24 protein-coding genes are annotated in these 22,331 nt (G+C 65.1%); 14 read left to right on the top strand and 10 right to left on the bottom strand.

Annotated features, from left to right (window positions below):
- The 7 genes from BMI01S_RS04565 to BMI01S_RS04540 all read left to right on the top strand — a co-directional run bounded on the left by BMI01S_RS04565 (window position 1) and on the right by BMI01S_RS04540 (window position 5,439).
- Window positions 1–783 (top strand): SDR family oxidoreductase, encoded by a 783-nt coding sequence (locus tag BMI01S_RS04565; protein WP_042288455.1) that lies wholly within the window; start codon window positions 1–3, stop codon window positions 781–783.
- 129 nt (window positions 784–912) lie between these two features.
- A complete protein-coding gene (locus BMI01S_RS38755) occupies window positions 913–1,182 on the top strand; it encodes an oxidoreductase-like domain-containing protein (protein WP_081723444.1) in 270 nt (89 codons plus the stop codon).
- Between the two features lie 14 nt (window positions 1,183–1,196).
- On the top strand, window positions 1,197–2,063 hold the full coding sequence (locus BMI01S_RS04560; RefSeq protein WP_028231328.1) for an NAD-dependent protein deacetylase: 867 nt from the start codon (window positions 1,197–1,199) through the stop codon (window positions 2,061–2,063).
- A gap of 29 nt (window positions 2,064–2,092) precedes the next feature.
- Window positions 2,093–2,710: a pyridoxamine 5'-phosphate oxidase family protein gene (locus BMI01S_RS04555; protein WP_028209758.1), complete on the top strand. Its 618-nt coding sequence runs from the start codon at window positions 2,093–2,095 to the stop codon at window positions 2,708–2,710.
- A 47-nt stretch (window positions 2,711–2,757) separates the two neighbouring features.
- The gene (locus BMI01S_RS04550) at window positions 2,758–3,372 is read left to right on the top strand and encodes a DUF938 domain-containing protein (RefSeq protein ID WP_028209757.1); all 615 of its coding nucleotides are present in this window, start codon (window positions 2,758–2,760) and stop codon (window positions 3,370–3,372) included.
- 119 nt (window positions 3,373–3,491) lie between these two features.
- Complete coding sequence (gene gndA / locus BMI01S_RS04545; protein WP_028209756.1) at window positions 3,492–4,901, top strand: NADP-dependent phosphogluconate dehydrogenase; 1,410 nt, start codon at window positions 3,492–3,494, stop codon at window positions 4,899–4,901.
- A gap of 211 nt (window positions 4,902–5,112) precedes the next feature.
- Complete coding sequence (locus BMI01S_RS04540; RefSeq protein WP_028209755.1) at window positions 5,113–5,439, top strand: DUF4148 domain-containing protein; 327 nt, start codon at window positions 5,113–5,115, stop codon at window positions 5,437–5,439.
- Window positions 5,440–5,821: 382 nt separating this feature from the next.
- Here the strand turns inward: BMI01S_RS04540 and BMI01S_RS04535 are convergent, their stop codons facing one another.
- Both BMI01S_RS04535 and BMI01S_RS04530 read right to left on the bottom strand, forming a co-directional pair.
- On the bottom strand, window positions 5,822–6,613 hold the full coding sequence (locus BMI01S_RS04535; RefSeq protein ID WP_028231329.1) for a DUF2968 domain-containing protein: 792 nt from the start codon (window positions 6,611–6,613) through the stop codon (window positions 5,822–5,824).
- A 152-nt stretch (window positions 6,614–6,765) separates the two neighbouring features.
- Entirely contained in the window at window positions 6,766–7,086 is a 321-nt protein-coding gene (locus BMI01S_RS04530) for a hypothetical protein (RefSeq protein WP_028209753.1), read from the bottom strand.
- A 264-nt stretch (window positions 7,087–7,350) separates the two neighbouring features.
- Here BMI01S_RS04530 and BMI01S_RS04520 point away from each other — a divergent pair, with 264 nt between their 5' ends.
- Window positions 7,351–8,085, top strand: a complete 735-nt coding sequence (locus tag BMI01S_RS04520; RefSeq protein WP_028209752.1) for a peptidoglycan DD-metalloendopeptidase family protein — start codon at window positions 7,351–7,353, stop codon at window positions 8,083–8,085.
- Window positions 8,086–8,241: 156 nt separating this feature from the next.
- Window positions 8,242–9,246 (top strand): low-specificity L-threonine aldolase, encoded by a 1,005-nt coding sequence (gene ltaE, locus BMI01S_RS04515; RefSeq protein WP_028209751.1) that lies wholly within the window; start codon window positions 8,242–8,244, stop codon window positions 9,244–9,246.
- A 72-nt stretch (window positions 9,247–9,318) separates the two neighbouring features.
- Here ltaE and BMI01S_RS04510 read toward each other — a convergent pair whose 3' ends face one another.
- Window positions 9,319–10,731, bottom strand: coding sequence for an MFS transporter (locus BMI01S_RS04510; RefSeq protein WP_042288451.1), 1,413 nt, complete (start codon window positions 10,729–10,731; stop codon window positions 9,319–9,321).
- Between the two features lie 531 nt (window positions 10,732–11,262).
- Here BMI01S_RS04510 and BMI01S_RS04505 point away from each other — a divergent pair.
- On the top strand, window positions 11,263–13,716 hold the full coding sequence (locus BMI01S_RS04505; RefSeq protein WP_028231331.1) for a glycogen/starch/alpha-glucan phosphorylase: 2,454 nt from the start codon (window positions 11,263–11,265) through the stop codon (window positions 13,714–13,716).
- Between the two features lie 82 nt (window positions 13,717–13,798).
- Here the strand turns inward: BMI01S_RS04505 and BMI01S_RS04500 are convergent, their stop codons facing one another.
- The 4 genes from BMI01S_RS04500 to BMI01S_RS04485 all read right to left on the bottom strand — a co-directional run bounded on the left by BMI01S_RS04500 (window position 13,799) and on the right by BMI01S_RS04485 (window position 16,302).
- A complete protein-coding gene (locus BMI01S_RS04500) occupies window positions 13,799–14,179 on the bottom strand; it encodes a DUF6232 family protein (RefSeq protein WP_028209748.1) in 381 nt (126 codons plus the stop codon).
- 62 nt (window positions 14,180–14,241) lie between these two features.
- Window positions 14,242–15,027, bottom strand: a complete 786-nt coding sequence (locus tag BMI01S_RS04495) for an SDR family NAD(P)-dependent oxidoreductase (protein WP_244145275.1) — start codon at window positions 15,025–15,027, stop codon at window positions 14,242–14,244.
- Window positions 15,027–15,680: an NAD(P)-dependent oxidoreductase gene (locus BMI01S_RS04490; RefSeq protein WP_028231332.1), complete on the bottom strand. Its 654-nt coding sequence runs from the start codon at window positions 15,678–15,680 to the stop codon at window positions 15,027–15,029. The genes BMI01S_RS04495 and BMI01S_RS04490 overlap by 1 nt, the downstream gene beginning before the upstream one ends.
- 4 nt (window positions 15,681–15,684) lie before the next feature.
- Complete coding sequence (locus BMI01S_RS04485) at window positions 15,685–16,302, bottom strand: FMN-dependent NADH-azoreductase (protein ID WP_028231333.1); 618 nt, start codon at window positions 16,300–16,302, stop codon at window positions 15,685–15,687.
- A 109-nt stretch (window positions 16,303–16,411) separates the two neighbouring features.
- On the opposite strand from BMI01S_RS04485, the gene BMI01S_RS04480 reads away from it, so the two are divergent.
- Together BMI01S_RS04480 and BMI01S_RS04475 are read left to right on the top strand one after the other, a co-directional pair.
- Entirely contained in the window at window positions 16,412–16,846 is a 435-nt protein-coding gene (locus BMI01S_RS04480; RefSeq protein WP_028209745.1) for a winged helix-turn-helix transcriptional regulator, read from the top strand.
- 1,007 nt (window positions 16,847–17,853) lie between these two features.
- Complete coding sequence (locus BMI01S_RS04475; protein WP_042288445.1) at window positions 17,854–18,546, top strand: alpha/beta hydrolase family protein; 693 nt, start codon at window positions 17,854–17,856, stop codon at window positions 18,544–18,546.
- A gap of 479 nt (window positions 18,547–19,025) precedes the next feature.
- On the opposite strand, the gene BMI01S_RS04470 is transcribed toward BMI01S_RS04475, so the two are convergent.
- Window positions 19,026–19,424, bottom strand: coding sequence for a nuclear transport factor 2 family protein (locus BMI01S_RS04470; protein ID WP_028230705.1), 399 nt, complete (start codon window positions 19,422–19,424; stop codon window positions 19,026–19,028).
- Between the two features lie 80 nt (window positions 19,425–19,504).
- Between BMI01S_RS04470 and BMI01S_RS04465 the strand changes: the two genes are divergently transcribed.
- Together BMI01S_RS04465 and BMI01S_RS04460 are read left to right on the top strand one after the other, a co-directional pair.
- A complete protein-coding gene (locus BMI01S_RS04465; protein WP_028209742.1) occupies window positions 19,505–20,446 on the top strand; it encodes a LysR substrate-binding domain-containing protein in 942 nt (313 codons plus the stop codon).
- 152 nt (window positions 20,447–20,598) lie between these two features.
- Window positions 20,599–20,811, top strand: a complete 213-nt coding sequence (locus tag BMI01S_RS04460; RefSeq protein ID WP_154671209.1) for a hypothetical protein — start codon at window positions 20,599–20,601, stop codon at window positions 20,809–20,811.
- Window positions 20,812–20,857: 46 nt separating this feature from the next.
- Here BMI01S_RS04460 and BMI01S_RS04455 read toward each other — a convergent pair whose 3' ends face one another.
- Together BMI01S_RS04455 and BMI01S_RS04450 are read right to left on the bottom strand one after the other, a co-directional pair.
- Window positions 20,858–21,586 (bottom strand): amino acid ABC transporter ATP-binding protein, encoded by a 729-nt coding sequence (locus tag BMI01S_RS04455; protein ID WP_028209740.1) that lies wholly within the window; start codon window positions 21,584–21,586, stop codon window positions 20,858–20,860.
- Between the two features lie 40 nt (window positions 21,587–21,626).
- Window positions 21,627–22,286 carry an amino acid ABC transporter permease gene (locus BMI01S_RS04450; protein WP_028209739.1) on the bottom strand — a complete coding sequence of 220 codons (660 nt, stop codon included), beginning with the start codon at window positions 22,284–22,286 and terminating at the stop codon, window positions 21,627–21,629.
- Window positions 22,287–22,331 lie beyond the last annotated feature (45 nt).

Below are 22,331 nucleotides of genomic sequence, written 5' to 3'. Positions count from 1 at the left end.
ATGAGTGATACGCAAGCAAACGCAGCGACGCCCGCGCGCAAGATCGCGCTCGTCACGGGCGCGGGCAGCGGCATCGGCCGCGCGTGCGCGCGCAGGCTGCTCGCGAACGGCTTCGCCGTCGTGCTGGCGGGACGCCGGGCCGCGCCGCTCGAAGCGCTCGCCGACGAAGCCCGCGCGCGCGGGGAAGAGGCGCTCGCGGTGCCCTGCGACGTGACCGATGCGGCCGCCGTCGAGGCGCTCTTCGAGACGATCCGCGCACGCTACGGCCGGCTCGATCTGCTCTTCAACAACGCGGGCCGCAATGCGCCGGCCGTGGACATCGACGAGCTTGCCGTGGACGACTGGCGCGCCGTGGTCGACACGAACCTCACCGGCGTGTTCCTGTGCACGCGCGCGGCGTTCGGGCTCATGAAGCGGCAGACGCCGCGCGGCGGCCGCATCATCAACAACGGCTCGATTTCCGCGCACGCGCCGCGGCCGTTCAGCATCGCGTACACGGCGACCAAGCATGCCATCACCGGCCTGACCAAAACCGTTTCGCTCGATGGCCGGCGCTACGACATCGCGTGCGGGCAGATCGACATCGGCAACGCGGCGACCGAGATGGCCGAGCGCATGGCGCGCGGCGTGCCGCAGGCGAACGGCGAGATCGCCGTCGAGCCGCTGATGGATGTGGAACTGGTCGCCGACGCGCTGCTGCACATGGCGCAGTTGCCGCTGGAGGCGAACGTGCAGTTCATGACGATCATGGCGACGAAGATGCCGTTTGTGGGGCGCGGCTGAGCGGATTGCGAGCGAGCGGGGACCGGGGCGGCGCCGCACGCGCTCGCACTTGCCGCGTACTGGCCCGCGTACTCTCCCGCGCAGTGTCCCGTATACTGGCCGCTGAACCGCCACGACGCCCGAGCGCCCATGCCTTTGCCCCAGCGTCCGGACGACGATCCCCGTCCCCAGCCGCCCGAACGCCCCAATCTCGACGACTGCTGCCATAGTGGCTGCGATCCCTGCATCTTCGATCTCTACGATCAGGAGATGGACCGCTACCGCACCGCATTGGCTGCATGGGAAGCGCGCGAAGCGGCGCGGCAGGCTGCGGCGCGAGCGCCGCGAAGAAAGCCGGCGAAATCCGCGGCGCCTTCGCGCAGCAAGTCTTCACGCCCGCCGCGCAGCGACGGGCACTGAATGCCTCTTCCGCCATGACCGAATCCATTCTCGTCTCCCACGCCCCCGCTCACGACGCCGCCGCGCTCGACGCGCTGCAGGTGTTCGTCGAGCGTCATCCGCGCCTGTTCGTGCTGACCGGAGCGGGTATCAGCACGGATTCGGGCATTCCCGGCTACCGCGACGAGAACGGCGCGTGGAAGCGCTCGCCGCCCATCACGCTGCAGGAGTTCCTCGGCTCCGAGAGCATGCGGCGGCGCTACTGGGCGCGCAGCATGATCGGCTGGCCGACGGTCGGTCTCGCCCAGCCCAACGGCGCGCATCGCGCGCTCGCGCGCCTCGGCGCGGCGGGCTACGCGCGCACGCTCGTCACGCAGAACGTGGACGGGCTGCATCAGCGCGCGGGCAGCCGCGAGGTGATCGAACTGCACGGCAGCATCGCGCATGTGCATTGCCTCGACTGCGGCGCGCAGTACTCGCGCGCATCGATCCAGCCGGAACTCGTGGCGCGCAATCCGGCGATTGCGGGCGCGAGCGCGGAGCCCGCCGCCGACGGCGACGCCCATCTCGACTTCGACGGCGAGAACGCCTTCCACGTGCCGGCGTGCGCCGCGTGCGGCGGCATGCTCAAGCCTTCGGTGGTGTTCTTCGGCGAGAACGTGCCCCGCGAGCGCGTGGCAAGCGCCTCGAACGCGCTCGACGAGGCCGACGCCGTGCTCGTGGTCGGCTCCTCGCTCATGGTCTATTCGGGTTACCGCTTCTGCGCCTGGGCCCAGCAGCGCGGCAAGCCCGTGGCCGCGATCAACATGGGCAAGACGCGCGCCGACCCGTTGCTCGCACTGAAGCTCGAAGCGCCGTGTGCGGCCGTGCTCGAAGCGCTGGGCGCGCGCCTTTTTCCCTGATATCGCCACGACCCCAAGGAACCGACGACATGCTGAACACGCTAGCCGACCTCGAAGCGCACTACGGCACGCCGAACGAACGCTCGTTGCGCAAGGAAATCGATCACGTCAACGCGGATTACCGGCGCTTCATCGAAAGCTCGCCGTTCGTCGTACTCGCGACGGGCGGGCCGGAAGGCCTCGATTGCTCGCCGCGCGGCGACGCGCCCGGCTTCGTGCGCATTGTCGACGAGCGCACGCTCGCGCTGCCCGACCGCCCAGGCAACAACCGCGTGGACAGTTTGCGTAACGTGATCGCTTCGGCGCAGGTGGCGCTGCTCTTCATGGTGCCGGGCGTGGGCGAAATGCTGCGCGTGAACGGACGCGCGCGGGTGAGCACCGAAGCGGCGCTCGTGGCGAGCTTCGCCGTGGACGGCAAGCCGCCGCGCTCGGTGCTCGTGATCGACGTGGAGAGTGTGTATTTCCATTGCTCGAAGGCCATCGTGCGCTCGAAGCTGTGGGACGCTTCGCATCACGTCGAGCGCTCGCACCTGCCGAGCGCGGGCGAGATGCTGCGCCGCGTGAACGAGGAGCAGTATGGCGAGACGTTCGATGTCGAGACCTACGAAGCCGGCCTCGCCGAACGCATCAAGCACTCTCTTTACTGAGCCGAATCTGTGCGAACCCTGAGTGAACCCTGAACGAGCGCAAGACGATGAACGACCCGCAAGCCGCACAGCGCCTTTGCGCGCCTGCCGCCGAACGCAACGCCGCGCCGATTCTGGAGGTGCTGCGCGGTGCGCTGCCCGCCCAGGGCACCGTGCTCGAAATCGCGAGCGGCACCGGGCAGCATGCCGTACATTTCGCGTCCGCGTTGCCCGGCCTCACCTGGCAGCCCAGCGACGCCGACGCCCGCGCCCGCGCTTCGATCGCCGCCTGGCGCGCGCATACGGGCCTCGCGAACCTGCTCGAGCCGCTCGACCTCGACGTATGCCGCGAGCCCTGGCCGATCGAAGCGGTGGACGCCATCGTCTGCATCAACATGATTCACATCGCGCCATGGGAAGCGGCACGCGCGCTCATGAAGGGCGCGGGCGTGCGCATTGCTGAGGGAGGCGCGCTCGTGCTCTATGGGCCGTACCGGCGCGGCGGCGCGCACACCGCGCCGAGCAACGAGGCCTTCGACGCCGATCTGCGCGCACGCGACCCCTCGTGGGGCGTGCGCGACATGGAAGACGTGGAGGCGCTGGCGCAGGCGCAAGGCTTCGCGTGTGAAGCGCGCGTGGCGATGCCGGCGAACAATTTCTGTCTGGTGTTCAGAAAACGCTAGGCAGCTCCGGAAACATTCGTCGCGCGTGCTCGCGTTGGCGCAGCGCTTGCGGGTTTCCCTTATGCTTGCACGGTTGGCGCCCTGAGCGGCGCCGTCATTGAATGAAGTGGAGAATCAACATGAGCAAACAGCCAATCGGCGTGGTGGGTCTGGCCGTGATGGGCAGCAATCTGGCGCTCAACATCGAGAGCCGCGGCCATGCGGTCTCGGTGTTCAACCGCAGCCGCGCGAGAACCGACGAGCTGATCGCTGAGTTTCCGGATCGCAAGCTCGTGCCGGCTTACACGCTGGAAGAGTTCGTCGACTCGCTTGAAAAGCCGCGCCGCATCCTGCTGATGGTCAAGGCGGGCGAGCCCACCGACGACACCATCGCCGCGCTCAAGCCGCTGCTGGACAAGGGCGACATCCTGATCGACGGTGGCAACACGCATTTCACCGACACCATCCGCCGCAACCAGGAGCTCGCCAAGGCGGGCCTGCACTTCATCGGCACGGGCGTGTCGGGCGGCGAGGAAGGCGCGCTCAAGGGCCCGTCGATCATGCCGGGCGGCCAGCGCGACGCTTACGATCTGGTGGCGCCGATCCTCACGGAAATCGCCGCGAAGGCGCCGGACGGCGAACCGTGCGTGGCCTATATGGGTCCGGACGGTGCGGGCCACTTCGTGAAGATGGTGCACAACGGCATCGAATACGGCGACATGCAGTTGATCGCCGAAAGCTATGCGGTGCTCAAGCAGGTGCTCGGCCTCTCGAACGAGGAACTGGGCAAGGTCTACACCGAATGGAACGAGGGTGAGCTCGATAGCTATCTGATCGAGATCACGTCGAAGATTTTCGGCAAGAAGGACGCGGAAACGGGCAAGGATCTCGTGGACGTGATTCTCGACCGCGCCGCGCAAAAGGGCACCGGGAAGTGGACGAGCCAGAACGCGCTCGACCTCGGCGCGCCGCTGCCGCTCATCACCGAAGCCGTGTTCGCGCGCGTGCTCTCGTCGCTCAAGACACAGCGCGTGGCGGCGAGCAAGGTGCTCGCGGGCCCCGACGCGAAGCCGTTCTCGGGCGACCGCCAGGCGTTCATCGAATCGGTGCGCCGCGCGCTGTACTTTTCGAAGGTCATTTCGTATGCCCAGGGTTTCGCGCAGCTGCGCGCCGCCTCCGACGAGTACAAGTGGGATCTCCAGTACGGCACGATCGCGAAGATCTTCCGCGCGGGCTGCATCATCCGCGCGCGCTTCCTGCAGAAGATCATGGACGCCTACGCCAGGAATCCGCAGCTCGACAACCTGCTCCTCGATCCTTATTTCCGCGACATCGCCGCGAACTATCAAGCGGCGCTGCGCGACGTGGTGATCCAGGCGGTGAGCGCAGGCGTGCCGGTGCCGGCGTTCTCGTCGGCCGTGGCGTACTTCGACGGCTACCGTTCCGAGCGCGTGCCCGCCAACCTCGTTCAGGCGCAGCGCGACTTCTTCGGCGCTCACACGTTCGAGCGCATCGACAAGCCGGGCAGCTTCCACGCCGACTGGTCGTAAAGAAACCGCAAGACAAAAGGCCGCATTGTCGTTGCGGTCTTTGTGGGAATGAAAGGTGAGTCCGTCGGACTCACCTTTTTTATTGCTGAAATTGCAACGGTGTTTTGAGGAATAAGGGTTTTCCCTAGAGGGCTACGGCGCCTACACTGTAATCAATCGCTGACGAACACGGTGTTCCGAAGCGGAAATAAAACCAGTTGGAGGTCCGATCATGAACAAGCTCATCCCCGCAGTCGTCGTTGCCGCCGCGCTTGCCATTCCGGCAATGTCGTTCGCCCAGTCGAGCCAGCAAGGCCTGACCCGCGCCCAGGTGCGCGCGGAACTCGTCGAACTCGAGCACGCAGGCTACAACCCGACGGCTGACCATGCCGACTATCCGAAGAATCTCCAGGCTGCCCAAGCCCGGGTGACCGAAGAGAAGCTCGCCGCCGGCGACACCAGCGGCTACGGCGCGCCGGCCGCGGGTACCTCGCAGTCGGGCGCAGCGGTGCAACCGGCACAGCTTTCCCCGCATCAGCAGGTTTATTTCGGCCACTAAGCCCTGACCGAACGGGGCCGCTTCAGGCGGCTCCGGTGCAAGACCCCTGTAGTTCCATGCAGTACGCAGTGAGCGGTCGTTGTTGGTTGTTGCAGTAGTTAGTAGTTGCGGTACGCGGTAGAAGTCGCACCGCAGAGAACGTTGTTGCAGTTCGGCAGTTGCAAAGCGCGTTGTGAGTTGTTGCAAACTCGATTGCAGTGAGCAGAGAGCCGTAGGTAACAGGCAGTTGAAGTTGGCTGGCGCAGTGAGAGGTGCAGCCGTGCAGTGGCAGTTGGCAGTATGTTGTTGCAGCAGGCAGTAAGCAGTATGCAGTCCAGCACGGACCGGTTCTCAACCGGTCCGTACTTTTTGGTGCGCCCGTTTTGCGACTTAATGCGCGACTTCAGCGCATATGCAGATGCGGCACGCCCTCGCTCGTCGCCACCTTGAGCTGATGCAGCGCCCGGTGCGCCTTGTTCAACTGGGCCTGGGCGGCGATGCGCTGCGCCTCCAGTTGCGCCACTTCCTTGCGCACCTGATGCTGGCGGCCCGTCACCATCTGCTCTTGCTCCGCGTGGCGCTGCAAGTCCACGCGCAGCCGTTCGGCCTGCGCTTCCGATTCTTCGATGAGCCGCGTGAGCTCCGCGTTTTGCGCGACGAGTTGCACGCGGCGCGTTTCGCCGTCGGCGAGGCGCGTCGCTTGCTCCTGCATGAGATGGAACGCGGAACCGGCCGCATCGAGATCGTTGGCCTTCAGCGCGCGCCACAGCACCGTTTCCTGATGCAACGCGACGAAATAGCCGAGCGTCGGCGGATGGAAAAACAGGCTCACGGTATAGGCGAAGCAGCGATAGACGCGGAAGGTCAGCAGCTCCTCGGCCGCGTGGAGCGCTTCGAACGCTGCGCCGTCGGCGATCTGCACCGGGCGGCCGTTGAGGTGCGCGGGCATGACCGGCACCGGATGGAGCGTGGATACCGGACGAGGCGCGCCCTCGTGCAACGCGCCTGTCGCCGGTTCTGCGCGAGGCTCGATTTCGCCTGCGGCATCAGGTGACGTATCGGCGGGGGGAAGCGGGTCGAGCGCGACGGCGCCGCACGAGGCGGCGCGTTGCATGACCGGGTCGTGCGCCACGGCAACGAGGCGGGATGAGCCCCCGGAAAGCGAGGCATTGCGGCGGTTCAGAATGGATTTCACGGCGGTTCCCCCAGTTTGCGCGCCAAGGCACGGCTGTGATGCGATAAGGCGCTCCGCGCGCGGCAGCGACGTATACGAAATGACTAGTGCCGGCGCGCAGGCAAATGGGGCGGGCGATGCGGGTGGGGCGCCGTCCGCTCCGGGTTCGCGTACTAGTGAAGCAGGCGAGGCCGGCGTGCAATGTCATTGAAGAGCGCACTGCCGGGTTCGAGCGCGAAAAGCCAGGTTTCGTCATAGCCGCTCAGCGTATCGAGCGCATCGCGCAAGCGCTCGATCACGACGGCGGGAATTTCCACGCTCGCCTCGATGGCGCCGGAAAGCCTGGCGATGCTGGCGTGCTGCACCAGTTCGTCGGCGGCTTCGGCCACGTCGGCCGCAAAGACGAGATGGTTGTTCAACAATTCGACGAGGCCAGGCGACGACGCGACATCTTCGACGTTGAGCTGCAGTGAAAGAAAGGTGGCTTTATTCATGCTCGAATCCCTCAGGGCCATGGGACTGCAGCGAGAGGCCTTTCATCTGATTATCGATCATGCGTGACTCAGTATAGGCGTTGACCCGCGCAAACGCAGGCGGGGCGCGCATGACAGCGAAAAAAGGCGTGAACGATATAATGGGGACGTTCGCCATTTCCGGCCGATTCGCGGAATATGGTGCGCACGCGAACGTCAGCGGCCCGCCGCGCATCCAATATGCGTATCTCCCGGATACGCGAGGACCAAGCGAGGAACAGCACGATGAACCGACAACGGCGAAACCCCGGCGCCTATGCGGCGCTGGCCGGCCTCGCGCTCGTCTGCAGCGCCTGTAGCACCCCGTTCGCGCCCTGGGCGGAGTCGCCGAGCGCGCCCGCGATGTCGACCAGCGGCGTGCCTGCCGGCTATTACCGCGTCAATCCCGGCGACACGCTTTCGCGCGTCGCCGCGGCCTTTGGCCAGCATCCGCAGGACCTCGCGACCTGGAACCAGCTGCCGTCCGCCTACGCCCAGATCTTGCCCGGCCAGGTGCTGCGCGTCGCGCCGCCGCCGAACTACGCCATGGCGGCGCCCCCGCCCCCGCCGGCGCAGGTGCAGGGCAACGCTCCCGCCGCGGCGGGCGTGGCCGTGCCCGCGCCGGTCGCGCCTTCGATTGCGCTTGCGTGGCCCGTGCGCGGGCCGGTCCTGCAACGGTTCGTGCCGGGCAAGTCCACCGGCATCGTGATCGGCGGCACGGCCGGCGAACCGGTCAAGGCCGCCGCCGCCGGGCGCGTGGTCTATGCGGGCACCGGCATCGAGGCCTATGGGCCGCTCGTCATCATCAAGCACAACGACCAGGTCGTCACGGCCTACGGGCGCAACGGCAAACTGCTCGTCAAGGAAGACGACGCCGTCTCGCAAGGCCAGCCTGTCGCGGAGATGGGGCCCGGCGGCGTTCAGTTCGAAGTCCGTAGCGACGGCAAGCCCGTCGATCCGCTGCCCCTGCTCAGCCGCTAGCGGCGCCCGCTGGGGTGGTGCGCGGCGGCCGGCGCCGCCCGGCATTGCGCTGCCCCGCCGTTTGAAAATACACTCGATGATTCCCACGTCGCGCAAGCGCCCGCCCAGCGAGGCGCGCAGGCCCGCGCGTGGGCCAACCACGAGGATTTCATCGCGATGATCGATCTGCGCAGCGACACCGTCACCCGCCCGAGCCAAGCCATGCTCGCCGCCATGACCCGCGCCGAAACCGGCGACGACGTGTGGGGCGACGACCCGACCGTGCTGCGCCTGCAGGCGCGCATGGCAGAGGAGGCGGGCAAGGAGGCGGGTCTGTTCTTTCCGAGCGGCACGCAAAGCAACCTCGCGGCGCTGATGGCGCACTGCGCGCGCGGCGACGAGTACATCGTCGGCCAGGCGGCTCATACCTACAAGTACGAGGGCGGCGGCGCGGCCGTGCTCGGCAGCATTCAGCCGCAGCCGCTCGATAACGCCGAAGACGGCACGATCGCGCTCGAGCGCATCGCCGCGGCGATCAAGCCGATCGACGACCACTTCGCGCGCACGCGTCTGCTCGCGCTCGAAAACACGATTGGCGGCAAAGTGCTGCCCGCCGACTACGTCGCGAAGGCCACGCAGCTTGCCCACGAGCGCGGGCTATCCACGCACCTCGACGGCGCGCGCGCATACAACGCGGCGGTCGCTTCGGGCCAGCCTTTGAAGGCGCTCGCAGCGGGCTTCGACTCCGTATCGATCTGCTTTTCGAAGGGGCTGGGGGCACCGGTGGGCTCGGTGCTGGTGGGCAGCCGTGCGCTCATCGACGTCGCGCATCGCTGGCGCAAGGTGCTGGGCGGCGGCATGCGCCAGTCCGGCGTGCTGGCGGCCGCGTGCCTTTACGCGCTCGATCACAACGTCGCGCGCCTCGCCGACGACCACGCGAACGCCGCGCGTCTCGCCGCCGGTCTCGCGCAGATCGATCAGGTGAAGGTCGCGTCGCAGGCCACCAACATGGTGTTCGCGCAGTTCCCGCAGGCGCATTGCGCGCCGCTGGAGGCATATCTCAAGGAGCGCGGGATCCTCACGCAGATGCTGTACGCCTCGCGCTTCGTCACGCACCTGGACGTCACGGCCGCCGATATCGATACGTTCGTGGCGGCAGTGAAGGGCTACTTCGCGCGCTGAGCGCCGCCAAGGCGAGGGCGCGCTTCTCCCGCGCGCCCTTGCCTCGGACCTGGTGGAATCCGGTTACGCGCCTCATCCGCGCCGCACCGCGCGGTGGGACGGCGCGAGGAGCCGCAGCCCGCTCGCGATGGCCGCCGCGCCCGCAAAGGCGCAGCCGAGACCCAATGCGAGCGCCGGCCCATGCCGGCCCGCGACCCCGAAACACAGTGCCACGAGCGCCGCGCCCGTGGTCTGCCCAAGCAGACGCGAGACGGCGATGGTGCCGCTCGCGCCGCCGCTGCGCTCGGGCGGCGCGCTTGCCATGATCGCCCGCAGATTGGGCGACTGGAAGAAGCCGAAGCCCGCGCCGCAAATCGCCATGCGCACGACGATGTCGGGCAACGAGGGATGCGCGGGCAACAGCGCGAGCGACGCCATGCCCGCCGAGAGTATGGCGAGTCCGATCGCGCCGAGCAGCCCCGGCGGATAGCGGTCAGAGAGGCGTCCCGCGATGGGCGCGGCCGCTGCGACGACCACGGGCCAGGGCGTCATCAGGAAGCCCGTCTCCACCTGGCTGCGCATGAGCACGGTTTCGAAATAGAACGGCAGCGAGACGAACGCGAGACCCTGTGCCGCGAACGAGCACACGGCCGTGACCGACGAAAGCGCGAAAACCGGCCGGCGAAACAGGTCCACCGGCAGCATCGGCGCCGGATGCCCGGCCTCGCGCCGGATCAGCAGCGCGCCGAACACCAGCGCCACCACGGCGGCGATCCCCACTTCCATGCCCGGCGCGCGCTGCGCCGCCTCCCCGAGCGCGAAGATCAGCGCGGCGAACGTGACCACGTTGAGCAGCGCCGCGACAGGATCGAACGCGTGCTTGCCGCGTGCCGTTTGCGGCAGCGCGGGCAGCGCGAACACGAGCGCGAGCACGCCGAGCGGCACGTTGATCGCGAAGAGCCACGGCCAGGTGCCCGCGGAGAGGATCAGCGAGGCCATCGTCGGGCCCACTGCGAACGAGACCCCGACGATCAGCGCGTTCATGCCTAGCCCGCGCCCGAGCCGGTGTGGCGGATACAGAAAGCGGATCAGCGCCGTATTCACGCTCATGATGGCGCTCGCACCGAGCCCCTGCAGCACGCGCGCGAGAGCGAGCGCGGTGAGGGTGGGCGCGAGCGCACAGGCGAGCGAGGCGACCGTGAAGATCGCGAGGCCGCTGATATAGATGCGCCGGTGGCCGACGATGTCGCCGAGCGCCGCGAGCGGCAAGAGCGTCGCGACCATCGCGAGCTGGTAGGCGTTGATGATCCACACCGAGGCGGCGGGGGCCGCATGCAGGTCGGTGGCGATGGCGGGCAGCGCCGTGTTGGCGATGGCGGTGTCGAGCGTCGCGAGCGCGACGGCAAGCATCACGGCGGCCATGGCGCGGCGGTTCTTCGCGGACATGGGGGCGTCGGCGAGCGGGCTCTCGTGGCGCTCGCGCGGCGCGGAACAGGTTTCGGACAAGACGGTCTCGGGCGGTTGGACGATGAACCCGCGGCGCGGGCCTGGCGGACGAATCTCGCGATTGTTGCAGAGGCCGCCCAGTCTTGCAGGAGACGCTTCACAGCGTGAGGCGACTGTAAGCCTTCACTCCGTTCGCGCGAGCCTACTCGTGCCGCCATGGTGCAACTAACTGCCAAGCCCGCCACGCCCACGCCTGCCGCCGCGCTGCGCGCGCGGAGCCTGGGCAACGCACGGAGGGGAAGCGAAATCCGCGTCAGTACGAGTGGCGGGCGCAGCGCTTGCTTGCCTGACGCGCTGCCGCACGCCATCTCAAAATGCACTACTCTGCAAGTTGATCTGCGCTGGCTGGCGGGCGGAGCTGGTCCCCAGCGCCGCGACGCGCATGCGTCATCGTCCCGGCTCGACGCGCGCGGCGCAGGGCCCGGACAGCCGCGCGTCCTGCACCACTTCGGGACGCTCTCCCTTTTTCCAGTGCTCTGCGTGGGACCGCACCAGGCGCCGTTGTGAGGTGCGTTCGACAGGAGTCAACAGATGACAGCGATCGGTCTCGAGTTCGAACATTTGCAAAGCAGCGTCGAGGCGCTGCGCCGTTCTCTCTCCAACCGTCTGATGTACGGCGTCGGCAAGGACGCCGTGACGGCCCGTCCGCAAGACTGGCTGCACGCCGCGTCGCTCGCCGTGCGCGACCGGCTCGTCGAGCGCTGGATGATCACGACGCGCCGCCAGTACGATCAGGACGTCAAACGCGTCTATTACCTGTCGATGGAGTTCCTCATCGGCCGCACGTTCTCGAACGCGCTGATCGCGCTCGGCATCCACGATCAGATGAAAGAGGCGCTCGCGAGCGTCGGCGTCGACCTGGACACGGTGCTCGACTACGAGCCCGACGCCGCGCTCGGCAATGGCGGTCTCGGCCGGCTCGCGGCGTGCTTTCTCGATTCGATGGCGACGCTCGGCATCCCGGGCTTCGGCTACGGCATTCGCTACGACTACGGCATGTTCCGCCAGCAGATCGTGAATGGCGAGCAGGTCGAGGCGCCCGACTATTGGCTGCGCTACGGCAATCCCTGGGAGTTTCCACGGCCCGAGGTCCAGTACCCCGTGCATTTCGGCGGGCGCACCTTGCAGCGCAACGGCCAGGTCGAATGGGTCGATACGCAGCACGTCAACGCCATGGCCTACGACACGGTGATTCCAGGCTACGCCACGAGCGCGACGAACACCCTGCGCCTGTGGTCCGCGCGTGCGGACGAAGAGCTCGACCTCTCGGCGTTCAATCAGGGCGATTATCAGCGCGCCGTGGAAGCGCGCAACATCTCCGAGAACGTCTCGCGCCTGCTCTATCCCGACGACTCGACGACGGCCGGGCGCGAGTTGCGCCTGCGCCAGGAATACTTCTTCGTTTCCGCGACGATGCAGGACCTGATTCGCCGCTACCTGCGCACGCACAGCACCTTTGGGCGCTTTTCGGAGAAGGTCGCGGTGCACCTGAACGACACGCACCCGGTGCTGGCGATCCCCGAACTGATCCGCCTGCTCGTCGACGTGCATCATCTGCCGTGGGACGAGGCGATGCGCCACGTGCGCCGCGTGTTCTCGTACACGAACCACACGCTGATGCCCGAAGCGCTGGAAACCTGGGACATCGAACTATTGGCGCGCCTGCTGCCGCGCCACCTCGAGATCATCTTCGATATCAACGCGGCGTTCCTGCGCGACGCAAGCGACCGCGGCGCGCACGACCTCGACCTGATCCGCCGCATCTCGCTCGTCGACGAGTACGGCCAGCGCCGCGTGCGCATGGCCTACCTCGCGATCGTGGCGAGCCACAAGGTGAACGGCGTCTCGAAGCTGCACTCGCAACTGATGACGCGCGATATCTTCGCCGATTTTTCGCGCCTCTTTCCCGAGCGCTTCACGAATGTCACGAACGGCATCACGCCGCGCCGGTGGCTCGCGCAGGCGAGTCCGCCGCTTGCGCACCTGATTGACGACGCGATCGGGGCACGCTGGCGCAGCGACCTGTTCGAGCTGGGCGCGCTGCGCAAGCTGCGTGGCGATGCCTCGTTCGAGGCCGCGTTCCGCGCCGCCAAGCGCAGCAACAAGGTGCGCCTCGCGCACCGCGCCCACGCGCGCACGGGCATCGTGTTCAATCCCGATGCGCTCTTCGACATGCAGGTCAAGCGCATTCACGAATACAAGCGCCAGCTCCTCAACGTGCTGCACGTGATCACGCGCTACAACCGCATACTCGAAGCGCCGGAGCGCGACTGGGTGCCGCGCGTCGTGTTGTTCGCCGGCAAGGCCGCTTCGGCTTACCGCATGGCGAAGATGATCATCCGCCTAATCAACGACGTAGCGGCGAAGATCAACCACGATCCCGTGGTGGGCGAGCGCCTCAAGGTCGTGTTCGTGCCGAACTACGGCGTGAGCGTGGCCGAAATGCTGATTCCGGCGGCGGACCTTTCCGAGCAGATCTCGACCGCGGGCACCGAAGCGTCGGGCACCGGCAACATGAAGCTCGCGCTCAACGGCGCGCTCACGATGGGTACGCTCGACGGCGCGAACATCGAGATTTGCGAGGCCGTGGGGCAGGACAACATCTTCATCTTCGGCCACACGTCCGACCAGGTGGACGCGCTGCGTTGCGCGGGCTACCGGCCCCGCCAGGTCTACGAGGAAAACGCCGAACTGCGCCGCGCGCTCGATCAGATCCGCACGGGCTTCTTTTCGCCGGGCGATCCGGCGCGCTACACGGAAATCTTCCACACGCTCGTGGACTGGGGCGACCACTACCTCGTGCTGGCCGACTACTCGGCCTTCGTCGAGGCCCAGGACGCCGCCGACCAGCGCTTCATGGACGTGCCGGCGTGGACCGCGAGCGCGATCGAGAACGTGGCGGGGATGGGGCAATTCTCATCGGATCGCGCCATCGCGGAATATGCCCGCGATATCTGGCACGTCAAGTCGATCGAGATGGAGTGAGGAGCGATCTCCCGGAGTCCTTCGGGATGCTTACGGTTGCCCCGGGCGGGCCGGGTGGTGCCGCCCTCGGTCTCCCACTGGCCTACGCGCTTTGCGCGGCCTTGGCGGCGCGCACCGCCTGCTCCACGCGTTCGAGAAACGCGAGGTCGCCGCTCGTGACCGCTTCGCGCGATTCCCCGCCGGTGAGGACGTAAAGCCGGTGAACGGCCTCCTGCCAGATCCAGGCGAGCCAGCCCACCACGATCACCATCACGCCGCACGCGAGACCGGCCGCCGAGCCGAACGCGGCGCCAACGGCGGCGCCAGCGGCACCGAGCACGCTGATCGCGATGGGCACGGCGCGGCTGCGCCGCCCGGCGACGATGCGCACGTCTTCTATGTCGCGCAGCGGGAAGACCTGGCCGCCGGCGGAGAGCGCGCTGCGCGTGACCGAAACGGCGGCTTCGTTGAAAGGGAGTTCCATTGGTTCGAAAGCTGCGAGGTGAGAAAGCGCAGCGTACCAGAAACGGGGCCAGGGTGTGGCGGCTACGCGTGGAAGTCCGCAGGCATGCGGCAAAAAGCGCTTCGTAGTTCTGCCGGCGCATCTGGCAGTAGCAGGCCGATCAATGACATTGCGATGTTGCCCCACCAGCTATCGCGCGCAAGGTTGGTTCCAGCAAGGCCCGGATGGCAGGCCACTGCCGTAACAGGTGTACCCGCCGCTCGCAGTCGCCGATCCAGCTCAAAGATAAAAAGCAGATTCGCAAGCTTGCTGGCTGCATAGCGAGGCATCCACTTGTAACTCTTCTCCGCATTAAGATCGTCCCACTCGATCTTCGCGTCCTTGTGCAGACCGCTGCTCGTGACAACGATGCGCGACCCGGATGTTTCCGTGAGCTTGGGCAACATGAGCGCGGTGAACGCAAAGCAACCAGGATGATTGACGCCGAATGTCAGCTCGAAGCCTTGCACCGTGTGCTTTAGCTTCGGCCCTTGCACGCCCGCATTATTGATGAGCGCGTCGATGCGCGGTTCCTTTTCGGCCAGTTTGGCTGCGTTCCGCACGCTCGTCAGGTCTGCGAGGTCAAGCGGCAAGAATGCGAGATTCGCTTCAGATGCCTTCAGACGAATCCGGCTAATGGCTGCTTCCGCTTTCCGCTCGTCACGGCACGCGAGAAGCACCCTGGCTCGCCGCGCCGCCAACGTACTCGCTATTTCAAAGCCTATGCCGGTGTTGGCGCCGGTGACGATAAAGGTCTTTCCCGATTGATCGGGTACATCAGCATTGATGAATCCGCTCATGGCGTGAACCTTGTCGAGACGTTCCTGCATCAATGGTTAGCGATGCCTGGCGCAGCACGCACGAACTTCTTGTCGGTCACCTGGTCAACCAGGAACTTCGCAAGATTGCCTCTGGAGAGCTTCATGCTGAGTTTGGTCTTTCCATACCAACCCACATCCACGCTGCCATCGGCGGGGTCATCCTTGAGGTTAGGAATGCGTACCAGTGTCCAGTCCAGGTCCGAATTGGCGATCAATTCGCCAGTCGCCTTGATGTCCTCATACCCCTTGCGCGCGATAACCTTGAACAACAGTACGAACGCATGGGTTTTGAAGGCAGAGCCATCCTTGGGATCACGATAGGCAGCCGTAGAAATCTGGATAAGACGGCGCACGCCTGCGTGCTTCATCGCGGCGATGATGTTGGTCAAGCCGTGCATGATCGGCTTATCGCCTTGCACCTTGAGACTGTTGGGGCCAAGGGCGCTGATGACCGCCTCGGCACCTTGGACGCACTTCGCAATGGCGCTTTGGTCTTGCAGGTCGCCGACAACAATTTCGATCCTTCCCGCGGACGACGCGAGTTTCTTTGCGTCGCGCGTATAGACCGACAGGTTGTAGCCCTGCTTCAAGGCTTCCTCGATGATGTGCCTTCCGGTCGGTCCGGTTGCACCGAACAGCGCGATGGTTTTTTTCCCGGCCACGAGGTCACGCAGCCTTCGCCAACAAGGCTTTGATGGCCGTTTCGGTGTTGGCGATTGCGGCCTTCGCCGCATCGGGGCCGAAAACCGTGCCTTCGACACGCACCACTTCAACGTCGGTCAGGCCGATGAAACCAAGCAGATGCAGCAAGTAGTTGGTCTGGAAGTCGAACGGCGCCCAGGCACCTTCCGAGAACACGCCGCCGGTAGCGGTAACGAGATAGACCTTCTTGCCGGCCAGCAGCCCCTTCGGCCCAGTATCGCCGTAGCCGAAGGTGACGCCCGGCCAGGTGACGTGATCGAACCACGCCTTGAGCTGCGAGGGCAGACCGAAGTTGATCATGCCCGAACCGAGCACGATCACATCGGCGACCTTCAACTCATCGACCAACTCTTGCGCGACCTTCACCGCCTCGACCTGTTCCGACGTGCGATCTCCGGGCGACGTGATCCGGCCTTGGATGTAGGCCGGTGCGATATGGGGCGGAGGATTCGCGGCAAGGTCGCGCACGATCAGCGGGCCGCCCGCGCGGGCCTGGATGCCCTCTGCGATTTCGGTTGCGAAGCGGGTGGACAGGCTGTCACCCCCGCGCGGGCTGGACGTGACAAGTAGGGTGTGGCTCATGACGGCTCCTAGGTATAAAATAAGAACTAAGTCAGTTAATTGTCCTGACTTACTAATTCATACGTAGGATGGTATGGTTCCTGTCCTGTCCTCACAAGAAGGCACACGCATGTCACTTAGTCACATCGAGCTACCTGCCGATATGCCTGCGCCTGACACCGGCGGCTGTGTGGCAACCCGCGAAATATTGGATCGCATCGGCGACAAGTGGAGCCTCTACATTGTCGCTATGCTGGCCAAGGGCCCGCGGCGCTTCAACGAATTGAAGCGCGGCATCGACGGCATTTCCCAGCGCATGCTGACACTGACCTTGCGCGGACTGGAACGCGACGGACTGATAACGCGAACGATGTATCCAACGATTCCTCCTCGCGTCGATTACGAACTCACTGACATGGGAAGAACGCTGTTGAAGCCTGTCATGGCGTTGGTCAACTGGGCGAGCGAGAATCAAGTCGCCATTGCCGAGGCGCATAAACGTTTTGACGAGAAGCCGGAGGCGGATCAAGTCTTGATTCAGGGCGTTGTCTACCAGCGTCGATAAACGAGTCCATGCCGTAGGCTTGTGCAAACACAGCGGCGAAATCCAACTGCCGGCTCGCGTTGGGACCTGTCCCAACGCGGATCTTTCCTGGGGTGAAGGCGCTGCATTTTCCGATCTATCCAACCAGGAGTCGGCCACGGCCGATCGAAAAAGTCGCATAGCATGACTTGGGTGTCCGTTCCCTGACCAAATGGGACGCCTCAACGTCTCGCCGTCGACGCAAACCATTGACGGTTGATCGCCGAGTTCTGCCTGCTGTCGACCTGGGGCACCTGGCCGCCACTGTGGCGTCGTCCGTCGGGCCGGAACGTCCCCAAGGACGCCATCCTCCATAGCAACATGGAGGCGCTTCTGTTTGTGGGCATGGCGTCCTCGGCATCAGTGAGACGAGCGTGTATAGCGAAACTCGCTGCGCTGTGGCCTCCGTGCGACGCCTCCAGCGGGCTCGCCTGACCGGGACAGAGAGCCCTACGCGCAACTTTCGCGACGGGAGCGGGGCCAACTCCCCCACTATCTCTATCCAACACCGCTGCGGAGATCTGGTATCGCAGCAGTCGCCGACATTTTGTCGTCTCAAGGCCGGCTGGAAGCTTGCACTGCTGACATCGGGGTGTCTCGGCGCGAGCACTGGCCAGCGTCGGCTAGTGGCCGAACCCAGAACTTTCTGCAGCCGGACATGTTCTTCCAGAGAGCCGGACAAATGAACTGCCCTTCGAGAACTTCCTTTGACGGTGATTGCAGTGTCGTAACAGCTCGCTGACAATGATGCAGGCGTGCTATTACGCAGATGTCTCAAAGCGCGGATCACGTTGCGGCCCGCAGGTCGGGCTTGCGGTCGTCAACCGACACATCGCGACTGCAGCGCCGTTCACGATGGGCGCGCGCTCCATGGATCGGCCGGCAAGCTTCGCCTGCGCAATGCCTTGCCGGAGGCCGCCACAAACGCTCCCCGATGCCTGATTGATGCAGAATCGGCGCAAAGGCCACAACGACACGACCTGAATACGATGGACGACCCAGAATCGCTTTCCCTGGCACTTCCCGACTGCACTAAGGTCTCTGCGCTCCTCCGAGTCCCGGAGGATGCGCGAGCCCTGTATGTCTTCGCGCACGGTGCCGGGGCGGGCATGCAGCACGCCGGCATGTCGTCATTGGCCGACGCGCTTGCGGCGACCAATGTCGCCACATTGCGCTACCAGTTTCCGTACATGGAGCGGGGCTCCAAGCGAGTGGATTCGCCGGCCGTGGCACATGCTGCCGTGCAGGCAGCCGTCGCGGAGGCTCGCCGGCGGCTGCCAGCCCTGCCGCTCTTCGCGGGCGGCAGGTCGTTCGGCGGCCGCATGACGTCCCAGGCGCAAGCCATCTCCCCGCTCGACGGCGTGCGTGGCCTCGCTTTCGTCGCGTTCCCGCTGCACCCGGCGGGCGCGCCCGGCGTGGAGAGGGCACGGCACCTGGCGGACGTCACGGTGCCGATGCTCTTCCTGCAGGGCACGCGCGACAAGCTGGCCGAGCTTCACCTGCTGAGGTCGGTCGTCGAGACGCTGGGGCCACGCGCCACGCTGCATGTGGTGGACGACGCAGATCATTCGTTCCACGTGCGCGCGTCCTCCGGCCGGACCGACGCGGAGGTCGTGCTCGAACTGGCACGGACGATGTCGGCGTGGTTCTTCGCCGAAGGAGAGTTCGTGCCTGTTACCTGAGCAAGTGCAGGAATGGTTGTAGCAGAATCGGGACGGCGAGCCGGCGAATTCGCCGTGCTGCACTCGCCCGCTCAATCCCTTCGCTATGCGCAGATGGTCTGTCGCATAGCCACGATAAGCGACGCCCGTCGCGTCAGCGACGTTTTCCCAGTGCCGGGTGAGTAAATTTGTCAGATCCGCTTGCGGTGATCCGCCCCGGAAATCGCGGAGGGCATCTGCTTTTATTTGGCCGACACACCTCCGGTGTCGGCGCCGATCCGTGAGTGACCGCTTAGGGATGCGGGCGAACCAGGCAGGCGGAGCGTCGAACGACGCGCATTGGCCGGTCACTTCCCGACACGGCCGCGCAGGAGGTGCCGCGCTTCAGCTACCGGCGGATGTCGGCGTGATCAATGAATGCCCTGCGAGCGCGTGGCGATCAACGTCGGCACCCGCCCTTCACAAACGCCAGCCTTCGGTATCGAGCGACATCGATTCGGCTACGCGTATTTGTCACCTACCGTACTGCGAATCGGATGGGTATCGTAGACGATGATCATCCGCTCGATTAGCCCGTTGTCGTCGAATTCGAAAACATCGACGCACTCGAAACGCACCGCGGAGCCATCCTTTAGTCCCCAATCATAGACGAAGTAACCGGTCGCACGTCGGGCCCCCATCGTGCTAACGCAGATGTCGATAGGCGTTATTCTGCTTTCTCCAGACGCTGCGTTGACCTTCGCAAAGAATGGCGCAGGGCGCATCCAGCCGAGAAACGGCGAGAAGATCTGGGCGTCCGGCGTGAACAACGCGCAGATCGCCGCGACATCGCCGCGCTCCAACTCCCCGAGATAGTTGCGAACCTGCCGCGTGTATAGTGCTTCCGACGATGAGGCCATCTTCATTCTCCAATCATTCGTTGACACTCCGCGCATTCGAGCGCATGCGCATCCGATACAGGCACGATAGCGATGCACCGATGACCAGACAATCGAAAAATCCGCAACCCGGGTATGCAACCCATGCATATCCATTGGCCGACCTTACGCGGGCGCTGCCGCCACTGACAGCGTTCCAGGCATTCGTCGCCGGGGCGCAACTCGGGAGCATCAGCAAAGCCGCTGACCATCTGTGTCGAACGCAGGGCGCGGTGAGCCGCCAGATCCAGCAACTGGAAGCGCACTACCGGTGTGCACTTTTCGTGCGCCATGCGTCGGGGCTGACGCTGACGGCGGAAGGAAGCGAACTGTTGACCGTGGCCGTGAGCGTACTCACGCAACTGGTTCAGCACGCAGACATTCACGCCAGGACAGCGTCTGTCGTCACCCTGCGGTTGCCATCCACGTTCGCGATTCGCTGGTTGCTCCCACGGCTGGCAGACATCAATCACGCGTTGCCTGGAACAGAACTCCGCATCTCCACATCGGCGGACGACACGCCAGATTTCACCATGCCTGACGTCGACGCCATCGTTGTTCGTGGAACCGGGCAGTGGGCGGGTATGGACGCGGTTCCGTTGTTTGCCGAGCAACTCACACCGATGTGCACAAGCGAAATGGCCGCATCACTTGGCTCGGCAGCCGACCTTGCCCATGTCACATTGCTCCATCCCGGGCACGGCCATGAGGAGTGGCGATGCTGGCTGGAAAGCGTGGGGGCACGGCACATCGACGCGGACCGTGGACTCGTTTTTGATACCCTCGAATTGACGCTCACCGCTGCGGCGGAAGGGCATGGCGTTGCAATAGGCGATCCGCGGATGGCGCGGGACCGCCTGCGGGCTGGGACACTGGTGACGCCTTTTATCGACGTGGCGCAAAACGGCTTGTCGTACTTCGTCGTCTATCCATCTCAACGAGCCGCACAGTCCAAGATTCGTGCCCTCGCTGACGTCTTGTTTCGGCTTGCGCAGGAAGACTGATTGTTATCGAGGGAAGCAGTCCTGTACTGCGGCGTCCCAGTCAGCAGTTGACGCGCGGCTCGAACACCGCCAAAGCCAGTGTTCAAATCTTCGATGATCACGTTGCGCGTCGCCGTCGGGTGAGCGAGGCGTATCCGGGCGCGGCCGCCGGCATGAGCGACATCCACGTGACGAACGAGATCGTCGGCAAGGACAAGCTCGCCATGGCGACCGAGCTAGCGGCACATGTCCGCCTGAGCGTGTGCGTGGAGGACGTGTCGCAGTTGAGCGCACTGGGCGTTGCGGCGACGGCGGCGGGTGTGACAATCAGCGGAGATTGCGCGGGCACACAGTTGCAGACCCAGTATTGGGCAGCCCCGCCTTGAGTCATTGGCTCCAGGCAACACAATGGGAGGCGCCAGAGGAATCCGGTCAATGGGGTAGCACGCGCCTCAGAAATTCCTTCGCGCGCTCAGATTTCGGATCCTCGAAGAAGGCATCCTTGTGGGCATCCTCGAAAATGCTGCCGTTGTCCATGAAGAGCACCCGGTGCGCGACTTTCTTCGCGAAGCCCATCTCGTGCGTGACACACATCATCGTCATGCCTTCCTGGGCGAGTTCGATCATCACGTCGAGGACTTCGTTGATCATCTCGGGATCGAGCGCGGACGTTGGCTCATCGAACAGCATGGCGATGGGATCCATCGACAGCGCGCGTGCAATCGCCACCCGCTGCTGTTGCCCGCCGGATAACTGCCCGGGATACTTGTCGGCGTGTGCCCGAAGACCAACCCGGTCGAGCAGCGCCATGCCTTTTGCGGTTGCCGTGTCGCGATCTCGGCCGAGCACCTTGATTTGGGCGAGCGTCAGGTTTTGCGTGATTGACAGGTGCGGGAACAGCTCGAAATGCTGGAATACCATCCCGACCTTCGTGCGGAGCTTCGGGAGGTCTGTGTGCCTGGCCCCAACCGACTGCCCGCCGACGACGATCTCGCCTTGCTGGAACGGTTCGAGGCCATTCACGGTTTTGATCAGCGTCGATTTGCCGGAGCCGGACGGGCCGCAGACGACGACAACTTCGCCCTTGCTCACTTCGGTCGAGCAGCCGCTCAGAACCTGAAACGGTCCGTACCACTTCGACACATCTTTCAGTGCAATCATCTACCTTACCTTTTAATCCGCGATCGCTAACCCGCTTTTCTCAGCGCACGTGTGCCTGCGCGAGCCGTCCTTCGACATGACGTTGAATCCACGACATCGCAGAGCTGAGCAGCCAGTAGATTGCCGCCGCGGCCAGATAGAGCGGTAACGGCTGGAACGTGGACGCTATGACTTCCTGTGCCGCACGCAGCATCTCGGTCACCGTGATCACGGACACCAGCGACGTGTCCTTAATCAGGCTGATCAGGGTGTTGCCCAGACTCGGCACGGCCATTCTCAGGGCCTGCGGGCAAATGACATACCGCAGGGTCTGCAGGTGGGTGAGGCCCAGGCTGTGTGCCGCACTCCACTGGCCGCGGCCGATGCCGAGAATCGCGCCACGCATGCTTTCCGAGAGGTAGGCACCGGCATTGGCCGTCAACGCGAGAATGCCGGCGCTTGTCGGATCGAGAGAGATGCCAAGGTCGGGCAACCCGTAGTACACGACGAAAATTTGCACGAGCAGGGGAGTGCCACGCATGAGGCTGACATAGCCCCGTGCGATGCCCACGATGAGCGGCTGGCCACTGATACCCATGATCGCGACGACGATGCCGACGCACAGTCCGAGGACGGCCGATGCGAGTGCGAACTTCAGGGTAATCATCGCCCCCATGAGGAGGACAGGCAGCGCGTGAATAACAAGGTCGATTGGTGCCATGAGAGGTGTTGCCCGCGCGGGCGCATCACCTCGGCCGGAGCCGGG

Source organism: Paraburkholderia mimosarum LMG 23256 = NBRC 106338 (genome assembly GCF_000739815.1).
GTDB classification, from domain to species: domain Bacteria; phylum Pseudomonadota; class Gammaproteobacteria; order Burkholderiales; family Burkholderiaceae; genus Paraburkholderia; species Paraburkholderia mimosarum.
Note: the sequence above shows the minus strand (reverse complement) of the source record. Positions and strands in the feature narration are given on the sequence as shown.

Coding starts and splice junctions, on each gene's coding strand:
- BMI01S_RS04565 (WP_042288455.1), top strand. CDS start 1: ATGAGTGATACGCAAGCAAACGCAGCGACGCCCGCGCGCAAGATCGCG.
- BMI01S_RS38755 (WP_081723444.1), top strand. CDS start 913: ATGCCTTTGCCCCAGCGTCCGGACGACGATCCCCGTCCCCAGCCGCCC.
- BMI01S_RS04560 (WP_028231328.1), top strand. CDS start 1,197: ATGACCGAATCCATTCTCGTCTCCCACGCCCCCGCTCACGACGCCGCC.
- BMI01S_RS04555 (WP_028209758.1), top strand. CDS start 2,093: ATGCTGAACACGCTAGCCGACCTCGAAGCGCACTACGGCACGCCGAAC.
- BMI01S_RS04550 (WP_028209757.1), top strand. CDS start 2,758: ATGAACGACCCGCAAGCCGCACAGCGCCTTTGCGCGCCTGCCGCCGAA.
- gndA (WP_028209756.1), top strand. CDS start 3,492: ATGAGCAAACAGCCAATCGGCGTGGTGGGTCTGGCCGTGATGGGCAGC.
- BMI01S_RS04540 (WP_028209755.1), top strand. CDS start 5,113: ATGAACAAGCTCATCCCCGCAGTCGTCGTTGCCGCCGCGCTTGCCATT.
- BMI01S_RS04530 (WP_028209753.1), bottom strand. CDS start 7,086: ATGAATAAAGCCACCTTTCTTTCACTGCAGCTCAACGTCGAAGATGTC.
- BMI01S_RS04520 (WP_028209752.1), top strand. CDS start 7,351: ATGAACCGACAACGGCGAAACCCCGGCGCCTATGCGGCGCTGGCCGGC.
- ltaE (WP_028209751.1), top strand. CDS start 8,242: ATGATCGATCTGCGCAGCGACACCGTCACCCGCCCGAGCCAAGCCATG.
- BMI01S_RS04505 (WP_028231331.1), top strand. CDS start 11,263: ATGACAGCGATCGGTCTCGAGTTCGAACATTTGCAAAGCAGCGTCGAG.
- BMI01S_RS04500 (WP_028209748.1), bottom strand. CDS start 14,179: ATGGAACTCCCTTTCAACGAAGCCGCCGTTTCGGTCACGCGCAGCGCG.
- BMI01S_RS04495 (WP_244145275.1), bottom strand. CDS start 15,027: ATGCAGGAACGTCTCGACAAGGTTCACGCCATGAGCGGATTCATCAAT.
- BMI01S_RS04485 (WP_028231333.1), bottom strand. CDS start 16,302: ATGAGCCACACCCTACTTGTCACGTCCAGCCCGCGCGGGGGTGACAGC.
- BMI01S_RS04480 (WP_028209745.1), top strand. CDS start 16,412: ATGTCACTTAGTCACATCGAGCTACCTGCCGATATGCCTGCGCCTGAC.
- BMI01S_RS04475 (WP_042288445.1), top strand. CDS start 17,854: ATGGACGACCCAGAATCGCTTTCCCTGGCACTTCCCGACTGCACTAAG.
- BMI01S_RS04470 (WP_028230705.1), bottom strand. CDS start 19,424: ATGGCCTCATCGTCGGAAGCACTATACACGCGGCAGGTTCGCAACTAT.
- BMI01S_RS04465 (WP_028209742.1), top strand. CDS start 19,505: ATGACCAGACAATCGAAAAATCCGCAACCCGGGTATGCAACCCATGCA.
- BMI01S_RS04460 (WP_154671209.1), top strand. CDS start 20,599: ATGAGCGACATCCACGTGACGAACGAGATCGTCGGCAAGGACAAGCTC.
- BMI01S_RS04455 (WP_028209740.1), bottom strand. CDS start 21,586: ATGATTGCACTGAAAGATGTGTCGAAGTGGTACGGACCGTTTCAGGTT.
- BMI01S_RS04450 (WP_028209739.1), bottom strand. CDS start 22,286: ATGGCACCAATCGACCTTGTTATTCACGCGCTGCCTGTCCTCCTCATG.